The organism is Camelimonas sp. ID_303_24 (assembly GCF_053543495.1).
Window position 1 is genome coordinate 109,307 of the sequence record NZ_JBLLJM010000003.1, and the last position, 16,887, is coordinate 126,193.

The window sequence follows — 16,887 nt, forward strand, 5'->3', positions numbered from 1 at the left end:
TGCGCGCGCTGCATTCCTGGCGCCGTGAAACCATCCAGGGCAGGCGGTCACGCGAATGTGCGCAGGGCCGGCAAGCCCGGCAGGACCGGGGGATCGAACCGGCGCAGGCGCCAAACGGCCACCCCAGGATGGATCGCCTGCTGGCGGAGCCACAAAAAGATACGCTTTGTTCACCATAAGGGCCGATCCTGGAACGGCTTCCCGTAACTGTCGTCAGCAACGTCTGGACGCACGGACGCCCAACCGATGGCTTGACCCTGATGCGCAAACAATTTTCCTCCGCCATGCGCGGTGCTCTTGTGGCCGGCCTGGCAGGCTGCAGCGTCACCGGCGGCCTGTGGCAAAGCGCCCCCGCTGTCGCACAGCCGGCGCAACGCGGCGGCGCCTTCGCCGCCAGCTACGCCATCACTTTGGCTGGCGTCAGTATTGGCGCGGCAAATCTGACGGCGAAAGTGGACAACAGCGGCGCCTACGCCCTGGACATGCACGCCAAACTGACCGGCCTTGCCGGCGTTCTGGTCAGCGGCAAGGGCGGCGCCCGGGCCACGGGCGTGATCAGCGGCGACCGCGCCATTCCCGCCTCGCTCGCCGTAGTGGCGTCCACCGCCAGCGACAAGCGCACCCTGCGCATGTCGTTTGCCGGCGGCGCCGTCAACGCCATCGAAATCAGGCCGCCGCTGGAAGACTGGGAGCGGCCCGACCGCATTCCCGTCACGGCAAGCCATCGCCAGTCGGTCACCGATCCCCTCAGCGCCCTGCTGATGCCGGCGGCGGGCAAAAGCCTCGCCGATGCCTGCAACCGCACCATTCCGGTTTTCGACGGGGCGACGCGCTTCGACGTGGTGTTGCGTTACAAGGGGACCACAACGGTGAACCAGGGCGGCTATTCTGGCCCCGCCGTCACCTGCACCGCCCGCTACGCGCCGGTCTCCGGACATCGCCCCCTGCGCTCGATGACGAAGTTCATGGTGGAAAACACCGACATGGGCGTTACGCTGATTCCGGTCGGCGATACGGGCATCTACGCTCCGTGGCGCATCCATGTGCGCACCACCCTGGGCATGTCGATGCTGCAGGCGACCAGGGTGCACGTGGACGGGATGCAGACCGTCGCGTCCCGGCGGGAAAAAAAATAGCCTGGCCAGCCGATCCGGGTACGCTTAAGGTCAAGTTCGCGCTGTTCACAATGAATTGACCTTCGGGCGCCTTCACAGCCCCGCGAGGGGCTTGCCAAGTTGCCCAATAGGGTCGCAAGCGTAACAGTAAAATCGGGAATTCACCCCAAACGGGTCGCCGCGCGTCCAATTTGACGCTGTGGTCACACAATTGGGGGAGAGCAGACGAATGTGGCGCGTCCGCCGGATCGGCGGCGCATCGTGGAGGCCGGCGCCGTCAGCGTGCGGCAATGGCTGAGGATCTTTTGCAGGCGGCCGGCCAGTTGGCATGGCCCGCCCTGAGGTTGAAGCGAAGACGGGACCAGCCGGCGGCCGCCCTGCGGCGACGGCCCGACGACGCCAGGAATATGCGGTTCAGGTTGAGTCCATGGCGGCGTCGCCACGGTGGAGCACGAATGCGACCCTTTCTCTTGCCTGCATGGACATCGCGAACCGTCGCCGCTGGGGCATCAGCGCGCCGGCGGATAGCGGTTGCGGCGCCGGGATGGGTCGCAACTCCGGCGGCGAGCCTGCATTCATGAATCCGGTGGCCCGATATCGTAACCGGGTAACCTCGCCGGTCGGACAGTTTCTGGTCGCGGCGGCGCTGGCCATTATCCCGACGCTCCCGCAGCTTTACCTGGCGACGTCACTGATCGGCGCGCCCGTCATGGCCTATTTTCCGGCGACGGCCCTGGCGCGCCATCTGGCCGGCCGCTGGTCCGGCGTGTTCGTCGCCATCGTCGGCTCGCTGGTCTGCGCCTCGCTGATTTTCACGCCCCCGTGGAATTTCACCCTCGGCCACACGGTGCAGGGCTATTTCATGCTGGGCCTGTTCATCGTCGGCGTCGGCGCGATCCTGCTGTTGTATGAAGATCGCGGCGACCCAGCGCCCGATCAGAACGGCATGCACTTTTCCACGCCTGGCGCAGCGGTCAGCGACTACCAGACGGGCCAGTCCCGGCCGACCGTCACCATCGCCCTGCACGCGCTCAATTCCTGGATCCAGAAGAACGTGTCGGCGACCGGCCGCTCGCTGCGTCTTTACCGGCGCGGCGCGGCCCCCGCCCATATTCTCGCGGCGCCTGGCATTGAGGAGCGCCGGACGGCCATGCGCAGCATCCACTCCATCATCGGCCGGCTGCCGTTCGACGAGGAGCGCGCCCCGGACCTGCTGGAGCGCGTCAGCCGGATGACCCTCGCCGACGCCAGCTCAGGCCGCATCAGCCTTGACATGGTTTCGCCATGGGCCTTCAGGCCGCTGCACGAGCACCAGGTGCACGCCTACATCATGGTGGCGGAGCTGTTGTGGGAGCTGGCGCTGTCCATTCCCGACGGCGGCGCCATCCGCATCGTCGTCCAGAACGCCGGCGAGGACGCCGCCATCCGGCTGCAGATCACCGACGGCATGCTGGTTCGCGACAACCGGACCCATTATCTCAGCACCATGGCCACAACCATCGTGCACAAGATGGCCCGCGACATCGGGGCCCGCTACGAGCGCATCAGCGAGAGCGAGCGCGTGCTGATGATCCCGGTCACCTGAAACCATCGCCAGCAGGTCGCCGCGCCAGCATGCCGGCGCATGTCCGGTAAACCGTGGCTCGCCGGAACGCCCTTCCCCCTGGTTCAGAACGATCGCCCGGCGAGCGGCGGCTCAACGCGCCCGAAAATGCCCCTCGGAATCCGGCCCGACGCCGGGGCAAACCACGAAGTCCCCGCGCGGCTGGCGCCTGCAGCCCCCCAAAAACGCCAGAAGGCAAAACCCGGTCGCCAGACCGGGTTTTGCCTTCATACATGCCCGCCAGCCCGACATGCCTGCCAAGCCGGCGCGCTTGCCAGCCCGGCGCGCTTGTGACGCGGAGCAACGCCGCGGCGCCGGCGGACGCCAGGTCCGCCCGCGCCCGCAGATCAGGCGGCGACCAGGCGGCGGCCGCCCTCGCTGGCCGGCGTCCAGCGCAACTGGTCGCGGTCCACCAGATAGTTCACGTGCGCCAGCACCTCGCTGAAGGCGAAGCTGAGCTGATGCGGATCAAGCTCACGCGGGAACATCACCGGCACCAGATCCGACGCCGAATGAGGCCGCGCCCGGCAGGCGTCGACAAGCTGGGCGCAACGGTGGGCGTGATGCTCCTCCAGCGCTTGCAGGCGCAGGTGCAGACCACGGAACGGCAGATTGTGTCCGGGCAGCACAAGAGCGTCGGCATCGATCTGGGTCTGCAGTTCGCGCAGCGAACGACGGTAGAGACCGAGCGGATCGCCTTCCGGCTCCATCGCCCAGACGCTGACGTTCGGCGAAATCTTGGCCAGCACCTGATCGGCGCCAACGAACAGGTTCTCGGCGCGGCAATACAGCATCACCTGCTCGGACGAATGGCCGCCGCCGGTGTAAATCTCGAACTCCCGCTCGCCGATGCGCAGACGCTCGCCATGCACCAGCCGGCGGAAGGTGTGGGGCAGCGGCGTGACCATGCGCAGGTAGCCATGGCCCTGACGCAGCACGATCTCGACGGCCTCGGGGCTCAGGCCATGATCGACGTAGAACTGGCGGAACGGCCCCTCGGCCATCTGGTCCGGATTGAGCGCAATGTAGTGCCCCTCCAGATATTCCGCCTGGCTCATCAGCAGCTTCAGGTTGTAGCGCTCGCACAGCCAGCCGGCGAGGCCGATGTGATCGGGATGGTGATGCGAGATGATCAGCCGGGTCAGCCGCTGGCCGGCCAGCGGCCCGTCCAGCAACGCCTGCCATTGCTCGCGGGTGCTGTCACTGGCGATGCCGCAGTCGAATGCGGCCCAGCCATCGCCATCCGCGATAAAATAGACATTGACGTGATTCAGACTGAACGGCAGCTCGAACCGCGCCCAGAGCAGGCCAGGCGCGACCTCCACCGTCTGCCCCGGCGCCGGAGGCTGCAAAAAGGGGAAGGTCAGGAGCGGTTCGTGCTGCTGGAGGTCCATCGGCTGTCAGTTTCCCGTCGTTTCTTGTTGCTCTGCAGCGGCCCGGCCGGATGGGCCGGCTTCGCCCCTGGTTTCCGTACATGCAAGGCAGCCGCCCTGCCCGATCCGCCCGGAATTTTTCGCCGGGCGAAACAGCCCCCTGAGGAAAACCGGACCTCAAAACTACGGACAGACACGCGCCCCTGGTAGTCCATCAACGGCATGATGAATCACCCCGGCCACCGCTGGTTGCATGGCGAAATCCGCGGTCATGAGCGATCCGCATGCGCGAACGGCGCGGGGACAGGCATTGCGCGTGAGGCTTCAGTCATCATGCGAGGGCCGGGCGCGACCGCTTTTGACCCCGGCGCGGCGGGTTTTGGCGTCGAGCCGCCGATGCTGCGAGGCGCGCGTGGGACGGGTTGGCCGGCGTGGCGGCGGCGGCGGCTCGGCGGCGGCGCGGATCATGGTCGCCAGCCGTTCGCGGGCGTCGGCGCGGTTGCGCTCCTGGGTGCGAAAACGGTTCGCCTTGATGACGATCACCCCATCCCGGGTGGCCAGATGACTGGCGATCTGCAACAGCCGCTCCACCACGGCGGGCCGCAACGCCGGGGAGTTGCGCGCGTCGAAGCGCAGCTCCACCGCCGTCGCCACCTTGTTGACGTTCTGGCCGCCGGCGCCGCCCGCGAGGATGAACCGCTCGCCCAGTTCGTCGGCGTCAATGATGATCCTGTCAGTTACGTGAAGCATTCCGGATCATCCGCGCGGGTCAGAACCTGTTCAGCAATAAGCGATGCGGAAGCACTTCCGCCCTGAGCGCCCTCTCCCGCCCGCCGGAAGCGCCCAGGCAATGAAGCCCGCCCGCAACCGGAGCCCGGAAACACCCGCGCAACACGGGCGGACGGCGCATTCCAGCCACGAAGTCCAGGGATCTGAAAAGGCGCGGCCCGACCCGCCAGGCTTAAGACCCCCTTAAACCGCCACATTTACCATCTCAATACAGCAACAGGAATCCCGTTGCGGGATCAGCGCCCCATGTTCGTCATGGTTGCGCCTCACGATATTCCTGTCGCTTCTGGATCCAATGGCGCCATGACGTTTTCTGACGGCCCGAACAACAGGCGGGAACCCCGTTTCGGCCAACAGCCTGATCAACATGCCGGGGCGCCGGCCGACCGTGCGGCGACGACGCGCCAGGACGCTGTGGGCAGCGAGATCCATATTGACGCATCCGACAGCTGGCGCCGGGGTGGCGACGGCGATGGCGGCGGCGCCCAGGCTTCCCGGCCCCACAGCCGGCGCGAGCCTTCGTTTGACGATGGGGCCGCCAGCCCAACCCCGCGGCCGCCCGCGCCAGAGCCCGCCCCGGAGGCGGCGGCGCGGATGACTGGCGACTTGGAAGCAGGCTTGGAAGCAGGGAAGAGCGTGGCCATAAGCGGACCAAAAAAAGGACAGAAGGCCAGAGCGCCACGCGGCAAGGCCGCGCCGCGGATCCGGCGCAGGCGGTCGTTCATCGGCCATCTGTTCCGGCTGGGCTTCAGCCTGGCGATCGTGGCCATGCTCGGCGTCGCCGGGGTCATCGGCTATCATTTCTCGCTGCTGCCGCCGATGGACCAGCTCACCGTGCCCAAGCGCGCGCCCAACGTCGCCATCCTGGCGGCGGACGGCTCGCTGATCGCCAACAAGGGCGACATGGGCGGCCGTGAAGTGAAGCTGAAAGAGCTGCCAGCGTATCTGCCAAAGGCCTTCGTAGCGATCGAGGACCGGCGTTTCTATGACCACTTTGGCGTCGATCCGGCCGGCGTGGCGCGCGCCATGCTGCGCAACGTGTCCGCCGGCGGCGTCTCCCAGGGCGGTTCGACCCTGACCCAGCAGCTGGCCAAGAACCTGTTCCTCACCCAGGAACGGACCATATCGCGCAAGATCCAGGAGCTGATCCTGTCCGTGTGGCTGGAGCGCAAGTTCAGCAAGGAACAGATTCTCGAACTGTATCTTAACCGGGTGTATTTCGGCGCGGGCGCCTATGGCGTCGAGGCCGCCGCGCACCGCTATTTCGGCAAGGACGCCAAAGACGTCACCGTCGCCGAGGCGGCGATGCTCGCCGGCCTTGTTCAGGCGCCGGCCCGGCTGGCGCCGACGCGCAACCCCGAAGGCGCCCAGGCGCGGGCGCAGCTCGTGCTCACCGCCATGGCCAACGAGAAGTTCATCACCGAGCAGCAGGCCAAGGGCGCGATCATGACGCCGGCGACGACGGTGAAGCCCGGCGGAACCCGCTCCGCCAACTACGCCGCCGACTTCGTGATGGACGTGCTGGACGATTTCGTCGGCAAGATCGAGCAGGACGTGCAGGTCCGCACCACCATCGACATGCCGCTGCAGATGTCGGCCGAGGCGGCCCTCAACGACGAGCTGGGCAAGAAGGGCGCGAAACTCGGAGCCCAACAGGGAGCCGTCGTCACCCTCGCCGCCGACGGCGCCCTCAAGGCGCTGGTGGGCGGGCGCAGCTATGCCGAGAGCCAGTTCAACCGAGCCACCAACGCTCGCCGTCAGCCCGGCTCGGCCTTCAAGCCCTTTGTCTATCTCACCGCCATCGAGCACGGGATCACCCCGGATGCGGTGCGTGAGGATGGCCCCGTCTCGTCTGGCGGCTGGTCGCCATCCAACTATTCCCGGCGCTACTCGGGCCCGATGACCCTGCTGACGGCCATGGCCCACTCCATCAACACCATTCCGGTGAAGCTGACGCTGGAACTGGGGCCCAAGGCCGTGGTGCGCACGGCCCAGCGTCTGGGCATCACCTCGCCGCTGCAATCCAACGCCTCGATCGCGCTTGGCACCTCGGAAGTGACGCCGATCGAGCTGACCGCCGCCTTCGCCGCCTTCGCCAACGGCGGCATCGGCGTCATCCCCTATGTGATCGAGTCCGTGAAGAGCACCGACGGCAAATCGCTGTACAGTCGCATGCCGAACAGCCTTGGTCCGGTGATCACGCCGAAGAACGAGGGCATGATCAACGCCATGCTGCGCCAGGTGGCGACCAGCGGCACGGCCAGCAAGGCGAAGCTGCCGGGCTGGGAGATCGGCGCCAAGACCGGCACCACGCAGGACTTCCGCGACGCCTGGTTCGTGGGCTTCACCAACCAGCTCGTCACTGGCGTCTGGATCGGCAACGACGACAACAGCTCCATGAAAAAGGTAACCGGCGGTTCGCTGCCGCTCGATGTCTGGAACCGGGTGATGCTGGTGGCCTCGCGCAACCTCAAGCCTGGCCCGCTGCCAGGGATTCCCTGGACGCCGGCCCCGGCCCCGGCCGCTGGCTGGGCAAGCGCCCAGCAGCAGGGCGAAGGCGGCCAGACGCCGCAACCGCAGCCGCAGCGCCGGGAGCCGAACTTCTTTGAGCGGTTGTTCGGAGGCTAGGACGCTTTCCGACCAGACGGTTTCGTCCGGGCGATCAGCATTCGCTCAAAACAGGGAAAACTGGCGCGCTTTCCGGTCCATCCTTACCGGAGCGCGCTCCTGGGGGCGGCGCTCCAGGGCGTCGGTGCTCCAGGGCGTCGTCAGCAACAGACGCCGCTCCGCATCAGGACAGCCCGAGGCAGCCACTCAGACCGCCTTGCCTGCGGGCTGTCCGGCATTGCCATCGCCGTCCCCATCAGCCCCATCGCCGCCCACGCCATAGCGGTGCAGGCCTGCGCCGTTGGCCTTGAGCCAGGCCTCCGCGTCATCCGTGCCCGGACACAGGCTGTAAACCAGCGCCCAGAAGCGCTCGGAATGGTTCATCTCGCGCAGATGGCACACTTCATGGGCGGCGAGATAATCAAGCACCTCGGGCGGCGCCATGATCAGCCGCCATGAGAAATTGAGCCGGCCGGCGGCGGTGCAGGACCCCCAGCGGGTGCGCTGGTCACGCAGGGTAATGCTGCGCGCCCGGACGCCGAGCGTCCTGGAATGCCGCTCCACCGCCCGCTCCAAATCCCGCGCCGCCTCCCGGCGCAGGAACTCCTGCACCCGGCGCGGCACATGTCGCGGATCACCGCCGGTCAGAATCATCATCCCGCCATCGGGATGCGGCGCGATCACCGGAACGGCCCGGGCGCTGGCCTGCCAGACGATCGGAAGGCGCGCGCCCCGCACCAGCGCGATGGCGCCGGGCCTGAACTCAATGCGCCTGGGCACCCGGCGAAGCCGCGCGGCGATCCAGTCCCCATGCGCCTCGGCAAAGCGGACAGCCGCCCGCACATCGCCACGCTGGGGCATTGTCAAGGTCGCTTCGCCAGTAACCTGGGAGACACGCAAGGTAAAACGCCGGGCATCGTGACGGCGACGAAGAATCACCGCGAAAACTTCTTCGCCCGAACGAACCGAAACGGTATCAGCTTCAGAAATGCTTCTTCGAAACAGTCGCATCAGCATCAACTGCCATTTATATCGTTTCAACAATTAGGCAAGTCCAACTATCACATATCTGTGATCTGATGAAAAGCGCAATAATTGCAGTCGCGACCAATTCGGGACGCCATGATTCTGGCGCCACGATTCTGGCGGCCCGGCGCCCGACGTCAACCATGACCATTTCCCGGCAAGCGCGGATCGGCCATATTGACGCAGACGTGGGCGCCATCCGCAACCGGGGATGCCCTGCTCCGCGACGCCGCAGCCAACCCGGAAGGCCACATGCTGTCCGAAGACGCCCTGTCGACCACCGCCTCTCCGGGCCGCCTTCGCCTCGACACCCTTGTGCGCCTGCGCTGGCTTGCCGTCATCGGCCAGAGCGTCGCGGTGGCCGGCGTGCATTTCGGCCTCGGCTTTTCGCTGCCGTTCGGCCTGTGTTTCCTGCTCATCGCCGTATCGGCGTGGCTGAACATCGCCCTGCGCATCCGCTATCCCATGAGCCACCGGCTCAGCCTGTGGCCCGCCACCGGCCTGCTGGCGTATGACCTGACCCAGCTCGCCGGGCTGCTGTATCTCACTGGCGGCCTGCAGAACCCCTTCGCCATCCTGTTTCTCGCGCCGGTGCTGATTTCGGCCACCTCGCTGCCGCCGCGCGTCACCATGGCCCTCGGCGCGCTCTCGGCGCTCTACGCCACGGCGCTGATTTTCTGGCGCCGGCCGCTGCCCTGGACGCCGGGCGAAACGCTGGAGCTGCCGTTCGTCTATATCATCGGCATCTGGACCGCGATCACCCTCGGCATCGCCTTCACCGCCATCTACGCCTGGCGCGTCGCCGACGAGGCGCGGTCGCTGGCCCAGGCGCTGTCCGCCACCGAATTCGTGCTGGCCCGCGAGCAGCATCTGACCCAGCTCGACGGCCTTGCCGCAGCCGCGGCCCACGAACTGGGCACGCCGCTCGCCACCATTACCCTGGTCACCAAGGAAATGGCGCGGGAGGCGACCCAGGGCAGCCCGCTGGCCGAGGACATCGCCCTGCTGCGCGAGCAGGTGGAGCGCTGCCGGGGCATTCTCGGCAAGCTGACCTCGCTGGGCGCCGAGGGCGACGCCGGCCCGATGGAACAACTGAGCCTCAGCCACCTCGTCGAGGAGGTCGCCGGCCCGCAGCGCCCCTTCGGCGTGCCCATCACCGTCACGCGCGACGGCGCCGACCCGCAGCCGGTTTGCCGGCGCAACCCCGGGGTGATTTATGGGCTGGGCAATATTGTCGACAACGCCGTCGATTTTGCCCGCGAAGCCGTCGCCATCGAAGAGCGCTGGAACGACCAGTTCGTCGAGATCGTGGTGCGGGACGATGGCCCCGGCTTCGCGCCCGACGTGCTGCTGCGCATTGGCGAACCTTACGTCACCACGCGCGGCCCCGGGCAGCGCCATGCCGACGAACCGGCCAGCGGGCTGGGGCTCGGGCTGTTCATCGCCAGGAGCCTGATCGAGCGGACGGGGGCCGTCATCACCACTTCCAACGCGGCGGCGCCGGCGACCGGCGCTGTCGTCGCCATCCGCTGGCCGCGCCAGGCTTTCGAGCGCGACGTCGCCGCCGCCTGACGTGACGTCAATGGCGCAAACGGCGGCGTGCGACCATTTGGTACACTTTGCTGACAAAATGATCTAAAGAGGTCAGTGGACGCACATCAGCGCGGCGGCCGCCGGGTCATGCGCGGACAAAGGTCTGCGGGCGAGGGTCTGCAATGGGCCCGTCGCGCATGTATGATTGAGGGGACAGCGCGCCTGGCCTGTCCCACGCGGAACCGCCGGCGCGCCCGGCGCGCAGGTGAGAGCATGATCATGGAGTCTTCCGCCCCGTTTCCAGCCGCGCCAGAAGGCGAGCGCAGCCTGCTGATCGTCGATGACGACCGCCCGTTCCTGACGCGGCTCGCCCGCGCCATGGAAAGCCGGGGCTACGCCGTGCGCACGGCGGAATCGGTGGCTGACGGCATTGCCGCCATCGAGGCGGAAGCACCCGCCTATGCGGTGATCGACATGCGCCTTGGCGACGGCAACGGGCTTGAGGTGATCACCAAGCTGAAGGAGCGGCGCGCCGATGCGCGCGGCGTCATTCTCACCGGCTACGGCAATATCGCCACGGCGGTCACCGCCGTGAAGCTCGGCGCCTTCGATTATCTCGCCAAACCGGCGGACGCGGACGAGGTGCATGCGGCGCTGATGGCGCTGCCGGACGGGCGCGCCATCCCGCCGGAAAACCCCATGTCCGCCGACCGGGTGCGCTGGGAGCACATCCAGCGCGTCTACGAACTGTGTGGCCGGAACGTCTCGGAAACGGCGCGGCGGCTCAACATGCACCGCCGCACCCTGCAACGCATCCTCGCCAAACGCGCGCCGCGCTGAGCGCGGCGGGCCACGCCGGCCCCGGGGCGTTCCGGGCCGCCGCCATCCAGGCGACCGGGTAACCGCGCCTGGCTTCCTGCGCGTTTTGGGAGCGAACGGGGCGATGACAGCCAGAATATCGCGCGGGGCGCTCATGGCGACCGGCGCCATGAACAGCTTTTTCATGGCCAGTCTCCTGATGGTCAATCTCTTGATGGCCAGTCTCTTGATGGCCAGTCTTGCCGACCCGGCCAGCGCCGCCGCCAATGACCGTCAAAATGCGATGGATCACATCTCAGCCGTGCTGGCGGCCGAAAAGGTCTGCCCCGGCTTCAGGGCCAATTTGCCCCTCATCGTCGTGCTCAGCGACAAAATCGGCCTGAAAATCTCCGTCCCCGCCAACAAGAATTACATCGCAGCCAGGATGCAGGCCTACCAGAGCGAGATTGAGCAGGGCGGCAGGGACGCCGGTTGCGCCGCCGCCTACGGGCTCTACGGCCCGAAGGGAACGGACGTGCCCAACCTCATCCGGAGGAAGTGAGCCTGGAGCGCGCTCCGGCCAGACGACAGCGCCTGGCTGGTCAGAATTCGCTCAGGCAGAGCATCCCGGAGCGCAGGAACAGGCCAGGGCGATAACGCGGCGAACCGGCGTCCGTCTCGCCCGCCGGCGTCAGTCCAGCAGTCCGGCGGCGCCGTCGGGATCGGCCAGCCGGTGCAGCCGGCCGGCGGCGGCGCGGGCGAAGCGCAGGGTCACCGCCTTGCGCCGGGCGGCGGCCAGCGGATGGGCCGGCGCGGCGCGCAGCATCTCGGCGCCAAAGGCATCGGCGACGATGAGCCCAGCATCCTCCGGCAGCACCTCCAGCGGAAAATCCGGCGCGACGGCAAAAGAAAAGCTGTCGCACCAGTCGCGGTACTCATGCCATTTGCCGTCGGCGCGAAAATCCGCCAGCGAAGATTTGACCTCAACGATGGCCAGCCTGCCGTCCGGCAACAGCGCCATCACGTCGGCGCGCCGCCATGAGGCCAGGGTGAGTTCACACAAGGTGACGGCGCCGAGGCTGGCGAAATGCCGCCGCACGCCGCGCTGGATCGCCAGCGCCGCCGGCGACTGGCGCCCATCGGGCGGCAGGATCAGGTCAGAGTCGGAAATGCTGCTCATCACTCCGCTTCCGGGACCTCATGCGCATTGCCAAAGCATGATGCGAACAGCTGGATGCCGCCTGTTCGCGAAAAAACATGCGGCCTGAAGAAGATAGGGCGATGATGCGCCTCCCCTGAGCGCATCAGCCCCTGAAGCCGCCAATGCCATGACATTGGGGCGAGATCTGGAGCGGAGGCGCGCGTGCGGCAACGACCTGTCGCGTTCACGCCCCTGCCGCACGCCCCGTCCCGCCCGGTTCACTTGCCCAAAATCATCGCCGCGCCCTTCTCGGCGATCATCATGGTTGGCGAATTGGTGTTGCCGGAGGTGATCGCCGGCATGGCCGAGGCGTCGATGACGCGCAGACCGTCGATGCCGCGCACCCGCAGCTCGCCGTCCAGCACCGCCATCGGGTCATGATCGACGCCCATTTTCGCCGTGCCGACCGGATGGAAAATCGTCGTGCCCACATCGCCGGCGGCGCGGGCCAGCTCCTCGTCGCTCATCAGATCGGCGCCGGGCATGTATTCCTCCGGCTGGAAACGGGCCATGGCCGGGGCCTGGACGATGCGGCGGGTCAGGCGGATGGAATCGATGGCGACGCGCACATCCGCCGGATCGCTGAGATAGCGCGGGTCGATCGCCGGGGCGTCGGCGGCGCTGGCCGAGCGCACATGCACCGAGCCGGCGCTGGCCGGCCGCAGATTGGCGACGCTGGCGGTGATCGCCGGGAAGGCGTGCAGCGGCTGGCCGAATGAATCCAGCGACAGCGGCTGCACGTGGAACTGGATGTTGGCCGTGGCGTGCTCCGGCGACGAGCGGGTGAAAATGCCCAGCTGCGACGGAGCCATGGTCAGCGGGCCGGAGCGCAGCACGGCGTAGTTCAGGGCCATTTCGGCCTTGCGCAGCCAGCTGCGATAGTCGGCGTTGAGGGTGCGCACGCCCGACACCTTGTAGGTGGGGCGCAATTGCAGGTGATCCTGCAAATTCTCGCCAACGCCCGGCAGATCGCGGATGACCGGGATGCCCAGATCCGCCAGCCGCCCGGCCTGGCCAATGCCCGACAGCTCCAGCAGTTGCGGCGAGCCAACGGCGCCGGCGGACAGGATCACCTCGCCGCGGGTCGACGAGACGAAGCTGCGGCCGTCGCGGCGCCATTGCACGCCGGCGGCGCGGCCATTCTCGATGACGACGCGCTCGACCATCACGCCGGTTTCGAGGCGCAGGTTGGGACGCCCCAGAACGGGCTTCAGGAAGCCGCGCGCCGCGCTCCAGCGCCGGCCGCGCTTCTGGTTGACCTGAAAATAGGATGAGCCTTCGTTATCGCCGCGATTGAAGTCATCGACCTTCGGAATGCCGACCTGTTCCGCCGCATCGCGAAACGCGTCAAGCACCTCCCAGCGCACGCGCGGATATTCCACTCGCCACTCGCCGCCGGCCCGCTGCAGGTCATTGGAGGGGGCCATGTGATCCTGCATGCGCAGGAAGTGGGGCAGCACGTCCTCCCAGCCCCATCCGGCGAGGCCGCGCTGGCGCCAGCCGTCGTAGTCCGCCGCCTGGCCGCGCATGTAGATCATGGCGTTGATGGCCGAAGAGCCGCCAATCACCTTGCCGCGCGGATAGTTGAGCGCCCGGCCATTCAGCCCGGACTGCGGCTCGGTGCGGAACATCCAGTCGGAGCGCGGATTGCCAATGGCGAACAGGTAGCCGACGGGAATGTGGAACCAGATCCAGTTGTCGCGCCCGCCCGCTTCCAGCACCAGCACGCGATTGCGCGGATCGGCCGACAGCCGGTTGGCCAGCACGCAGCCGGCCGACCCGGCGCCGACGATGATGTAATCGAACTCACCCAGGCCAGCGTCATCCGCCCGCGTCCGCGCGTCCATGCTCCAGTTCCTCCCATGCCCCGCCTCGCCCCGTCCCTGGCCCCGGTTCCCCGTTGGCCGCCCACAACGGGCGGGCGCTGGGCCATTGCAGAGATCGCCGATATAAGCGCAGGGTTGGCGTCAGGGCAAAGTTCGATCAAGCTGAAACGGCGCGTTGCGCCAGGTTTTTTGGTCGGATGCGTTTTCCGGTGTGGTCGCGCGCGGCCCGCCGGAGCATGTCGCCGCTGGCAAGAGAAGACCCGCCGGGCAACATGCCGGGCAGACCATGCAAGGCGAACCAGGGCCGGGCTACGTCCCGGACATTCGCTCCCGAGGCTTTCGCGTGTGGGACCCATGTCCCTGGAGTTTGATGGTCGATGGAACGAAATCCGATCCGGTTTGTCTGGCAGAACAGCCGCCTGCTGCACGTGGTTGCCCTTGTGGCGCTGCTGGCCATGGCGCCCGTGAACTGGCTGCTGCTTGAGCTGCCGCGGATTCTCGTTGACGACGCGGTGCTGGGCATGGCCTTCCGCGACCGCAACATCGCCAGCTTCCTTCCGCTCGTCATTCCGATGCCCGAGCGAATCCTCCAGAGCGAGTTGCGCCTGTTCCAGGGGCTGGCGCTGGAGCGCAACGCCTATTTCCTCGCCGGATGCATCGCGGTTCTCGGCCTGCTGGCCATCCGCAGCCTGCTGATCTCCATGGTGGCCGCGCTGCGCAGCGTCATCGCGCGGCGCCTCGCCAGTCTGCTGCGGCTGCGCCTGTTCCGCCGCATCGCCGGTTCGCGCGGCATGACCCATGACGACGCCGATGACGTCGCCCAGCTTTCCGGCGGCGGCCTGTCGGCGATCGCCTGGTTTTTTGGCGACGCCATCATCGTGCCCACCATGGCGCTGAGCCAGCTCGCCATCGTGCTGGCGTTCGGCGTCCATATCGGCGTGCATTCCGGCGCCATGCTGCTCGGGCTGACCATCGCCAACGTCATTGTCATTCTGTGGGTCGCCCGCTCCGAAGCGCTGCTCGCCGAAGAGTCGCGCCGCCGCGAGCGGACCATGACCCGGGCGGCGCGCGGCGCCGCCAGCCGCGCCGTCGCCATTCAGCTGCATGGCGCCTTCAATGTCGAGGAAGGCTATTTCCGCAGCCTGCTGACGCGTCTCGACGCCCTCTGGCGGCCGCTGGCCCGCAAGGTCTCCCTCGCCTCCGCCGCCCGCGCCTTCCTGCGCGAGTGCGGCCCGCTGCTGATGATCACCTGGGGCTGCTGGTGGACCATGCAGGGGCGCCTGACCCTTGGCGGCATGGTCTCCCTGGTGTTCGCCTCGGTGTTGCTGCAGCGGCCCGTCAACGCTCTGGTCGCCTGGCGGCGGGAGCGGGACAGGGCCCGCGCCGTGCTGGACGAAATCGCCCGCGCCAACGGCTCGCTGGCCGCGCGCCGCCCCCGTGAGGCGCAACCCATCACCAGCGCGGCGCTGGCCGCGCCGCTGACCGCGGAAGCCGTGGCGGCGTTCGACCCGGCCAGCGGCCTGCGCGTCTCGGGCGTTTCGCTCACCGTGCCGCTGCCCGCGCATGTCGCGCTGGTGGGTGAGCCGGGCTCCGGCGCGGAGGTCTTCGCCGGCCTGCTCGGCGGCGCCTTCGACGCCACCGCCGGCTCCATCCGCATTGGCGAGCGTCCGTTGCAGAGCATCGCCGGTCCGACCCGTCCCAAATACATCGCCTATGCCGGCGGCGCGCCGATCGTCCTGACCGCAACCGTGCTTGAAAACCTGCAATATGGCTGCGCGGAGTGGGGCGATGGCCACGGCCTGGTGGACGGGCCGGACCGGGCGACGCTGGAGGAGGTCATCCGCGTCGCCGGCCTCGATGACGCGGTGTATGCGCTGGGTCTCGCCGCAACGGTGGAGAATGGCGCCGACCCGCAGACCGGCGCCCGCGTGGTGGCGGCGCGACGGGCCGTGCGGGATGAGCTTGAACGGGCCGACGCGGCGACCCTTGTCGACCGCTTCGATCCGGCCGCCTACAACATGCACGCCACGGTGGCGGAAAACCTGATGTTCGGCCTGCCGGTGGGCGACACGTTCGGCGAGACGAATCTCGCCAGCCACCCGTTCGTCCGGGCGGTGCTCGCCGCCGAGGATCTGGGCCGGCCGCTGGAGCGCATGGGCCTCGCCATCGCCAGCAGCATGCTGGAGATGTTCGAGGGCGTCCCGGAGGGGCACCCCCTGTTCCGCCAGTTTTCGTTCTTTCACTATGGCGAGCGCGGCGCCTACGAGGAACTGCGCGACCGTCACGCCGGCGACCGGCGACCACGCGGCGCGGTTGCGGCGCGCGACCGCGACCTGCTGGTCAACCTCGCTTTCCGTTACGTGGAATCCCGGCACCGTCTCGGCCTGCTGGACGACAGCCTGAAGCAGCGCATCGTGCAGGCGCGCGCCGTGTTCCGCGAGCTGTTGCCGCGCGGCCTTGAGTCCGCCGTCGCCTTCTACGATCCGGATCAGGTCTGCCGGGCCGCCAGCCTCGCCGACAACCTGCTGTTCGGCCGCGTCGCCCACAATATCGCCGGGGCCGAGGAGAAAATTCAGGGCGTCATCGCCGCCACCCTGAAGCAGACGGGGCTGGATGATCTGGTGATCAGCTCCGGCCTCACCTCCCGCATCAGCCCCGATGACATGCGCGCCATGGCCGGGCGCGAGAACCAGCTGGACCTGGCGCGCTGCCTCGCCCGCCAGCCCGACATGCTGGTCGCCGCCGGCGTCACCGAAAATCTCTCCCCCTCGCAGGCCGTTGCGCTGTTGAACCGTCTGCGCGCGTGGCTTGACGGACGCAGCCTGTTCATCACCATGCGCGATGCAGAACTGGCGGAAGGCATGCGCACGGTGCCGTTTGCCCGGGGCGGCCTCGCGCGCGCCGGCGCCGTGACCGGAGTGGACAGTGGAGAAAACCTGGCATGAACAATCTGGGCATGAGCGATCTGAAGCGTCGTGTGCGCCAGCACACATTTACCCGCGCGCCGCGTCAATAA

At 67.8% G+C, this 16,887-nt stretch carries 12 protein-coding genes; 7 read left to right on the forward strand and 5 right to left on the reverse strand.

Translation table 11 applies throughout. The annotated features are described in order from the left end of the window. The first annotated feature begins 260 nt into the window (after positions 1-260). Both ACERNI_RS03545 and ACERNI_RS03550 read left to right on the forward strand, forming a co-directional pair. Positions 261-1,136: a DUF3108 domain-containing protein gene (locus tag ACERNI_RS03545; protein WP_448831894.1), complete on the forward strand. Its 876-nt coding sequence runs from the start codon at positions 261-263 to the stop codon at positions 1,134-1,136. 523 nt (positions 1,137-1,659) lie between these two features. Beyond that, on the forward strand, positions 1,660-2,700 hold the full coding sequence (locus tag ACERNI_RS03550; protein ID WP_448831895.1) for a hypothetical protein: 1,041 nt from the start codon (positions 1,660-1,662) through the stop codon (positions 2,698-2,700). 365 nt (positions 2,701-3,065) lie between these two features. Here the strand turns inward: ACERNI_RS03550 and ACERNI_RS03555 are convergent, their stop codons facing one another. Together ACERNI_RS03555 and arfB are read right to left on the reverse strand one after the other, a co-directional pair. Further along, positions 3,066-4,112, reverse strand: coding sequence for an MBL fold metallo-hydrolase (locus ACERNI_RS03555; protein ID WP_448831896.1), 1,047 nt, complete (start codon positions 4,110-4,112; stop codon positions 3,066-3,068). 303 nt (positions 4,113-4,415) lie between these two features. Further along, on the reverse strand, positions 4,416-4,841 hold the full coding sequence (arfB, locus tag ACERNI_RS03560; RefSeq protein ID WP_448831897.1) for an alternative ribosome rescue aminoacyl-tRNA hydrolase ArfB: 426 nt from the start codon (positions 4,839-4,841) through the stop codon (positions 4,416-4,418). Between the two features lie 807 nt (positions 4,842-5,648). On the opposite strand from arfB, the gene ACERNI_RS03565 reads away from it, so the two are divergent. Further along, positions 5,649-7,508, forward strand: coding sequence for a transglycosylase domain-containing protein (locus ACERNI_RS03565; RefSeq protein WP_448831898.1), 1,860 nt, complete (start codon positions 5,649-5,651; stop codon positions 7,506-7,508). Positions 7,509-7,694: 186 nt separating this feature from the next. Here the strand turns inward: ACERNI_RS03565 and ACERNI_RS03570 are convergent, their stop codons facing one another. Continuing rightward, the gene (locus ACERNI_RS03570; protein WP_448831899.1) at positions 7,695-8,504 is read right to left on the reverse strand and encodes a M48 family metallopeptidase; all 810 of its coding nucleotides are present in this window, start codon (positions 8,502-8,504) and stop codon (positions 7,695-7,697) included. A gap of 261 nt (positions 8,505-8,765) precedes the next feature. Here ACERNI_RS03570 and ACERNI_RS03575 point away from each other — a divergent pair, with 261 nt between their 5' ends. The 3 genes from ACERNI_RS03575 to ACERNI_RS03585 all read left to right on the forward strand — a co-directional run bounded on the left by ACERNI_RS03575 (position 8,766) and on the right by ACERNI_RS03585 (position 11,406). Further along, positions 8,766-10,085 carry an ActS/PrrB/RegB family redox-sensitive histidine kinase gene (locus ACERNI_RS03575; RefSeq protein ID WP_448831900.1) on the forward strand — a complete coding sequence of 440 codons (1,320 nt, stop codon included), beginning with the start codon at positions 8,766-8,768 and terminating at the stop codon, positions 10,083-10,085. 240 nt (positions 10,086-10,325) lie between these two features. Continuing rightward, the gene (locus ACERNI_RS03580; protein WP_448831901.1) at positions 10,326-10,886 is read left to right on the forward strand and encodes an ActR/PrrA/RegA family redox response regulator transcription factor; all 561 of its coding nucleotides are present in this window, start codon (positions 10,326-10,328) and stop codon (positions 10,884-10,886) included. A gap of 133 nt (positions 10,887-11,019) precedes the next feature. Next, complete coding sequence (locus ACERNI_RS03585; protein ID WP_448831902.1) at positions 11,020-11,406, forward strand: hypothetical protein; 387 nt, start codon at positions 11,020-11,022, stop codon at positions 11,404-11,406. 129 nt (positions 11,407-11,535) lie between these two features. On the opposite strand, the gene ACERNI_RS03590 is transcribed toward ACERNI_RS03585, so the two are convergent. Together ACERNI_RS03590 and ACERNI_RS03595 are read right to left on the reverse strand one after the other, a co-directional pair. Then, complete coding sequence (locus tag ACERNI_RS03590) at positions 11,536-12,024, reverse strand: MmcB family DNA repair protein (protein WP_448831903.1); 489 nt, start codon at positions 12,022-12,024, stop codon at positions 11,536-11,538. Positions 12,025-12,263: 239 nt separating this feature from the next. Then, positions 12,264-13,892: a GMC family oxidoreductase gene (locus ACERNI_RS03595; RefSeq protein WP_448831904.1), complete on the reverse strand. Its 1,629-nt coding sequence runs from the start codon at positions 13,890-13,892 to the stop codon at positions 12,264-12,266. A gap of 356 nt (positions 13,893-14,248) precedes the next feature. Between ACERNI_RS03595 and ACERNI_RS03600 the strand changes: the two genes are divergently transcribed. After that, entirely contained in the window at positions 14,249-16,816 is a 2,568-nt protein-coding gene (locus ACERNI_RS03600) for a hypothetical protein (protein ID WP_448831905.1), read from the forward strand. Positions 16,817-16,887 lie beyond the last annotated feature (71 nt).

Excerpts from the sequence above, each read along its gene's own strand:
- ACERNI_RS03585 (WP_448831902.1), top strand. The coding sequence starts at position 11,020 with ATGGCGACCGGCGCCATGAACAGCTTTTTCATGGCCAGTCTCCTGATG.
- ACERNI_RS03595 (WP_448831904.1), bottom strand. The coding sequence starts at position 13,892 with ATGGACGCGCGGACGCGGGCGGATGACGCTGGCCTGGGTGAGTTCGAT.
- ACERNI_RS03590 (WP_448831903.1), bottom strand. The coding sequence starts at position 12,024 with ATGAGCAGCATTTCCGACTCTGACCTGATCCTGCCGCCCGATGGGCGC.
- ACERNI_RS03545 (WP_448831894.1), top strand. The coding sequence starts at position 261 with ATGCGCAAACAATTTTCCTCCGCCATGCGCGGTGCTCTTGTGGCCGGC.
- ACERNI_RS03575 (WP_448831900.1), top strand. The coding sequence starts at position 8,766 with ATGCTGTCCGAAGACGCCCTGTCGACCACCGCCTCTCCGGGCCGCCTT.
- ACERNI_RS03565 (WP_448831898.1), top strand. The coding sequence starts at position 5,649 with ATGCTCGGCGTCGCCGGGGTCATCGGCTATCATTTCTCGCTGCTGCCG.
- ACERNI_RS03600 (WP_448831905.1), top strand. The coding sequence starts at position 14,249 with ATGGAACGAAATCCGATCCGGTTTGTCTGGCAGAACAGCCGCCTGCTG.
- ACERNI_RS03550 (WP_448831895.1), top strand. The coding sequence starts at position 1,660 with ATGGGTCGCAACTCCGGCGGCGAGCCTGCATTCATGAATCCGGTGGCC.
- arfB (WP_448831897.1), bottom strand. The coding sequence starts at position 4,841 with ATGCTTCACGTAACTGACAGGATCATCATTGACGCCGACGAACTGGGC.
- ACERNI_RS03555 (WP_448831896.1), bottom strand. The coding sequence starts at position 4,112 with ATGGACCTCCAGCAGCACGAACCGCTCCTGACCTTCCCCTTTTTGCAG.
- ACERNI_RS03580 (WP_448831901.1), top strand. The coding sequence starts at position 10,326 with ATGGAGTCTTCCGCCCCGTTTCCAGCCGCGCCAGAAGGCGAGCGCAGC.
- ACERNI_RS03570 (WP_448831899.1), bottom strand. The coding sequence starts at position 8,504 with ATGCTGATGCGACTGTTTCGAAGAAGCATTTCTGAAGCTGATACCGTT.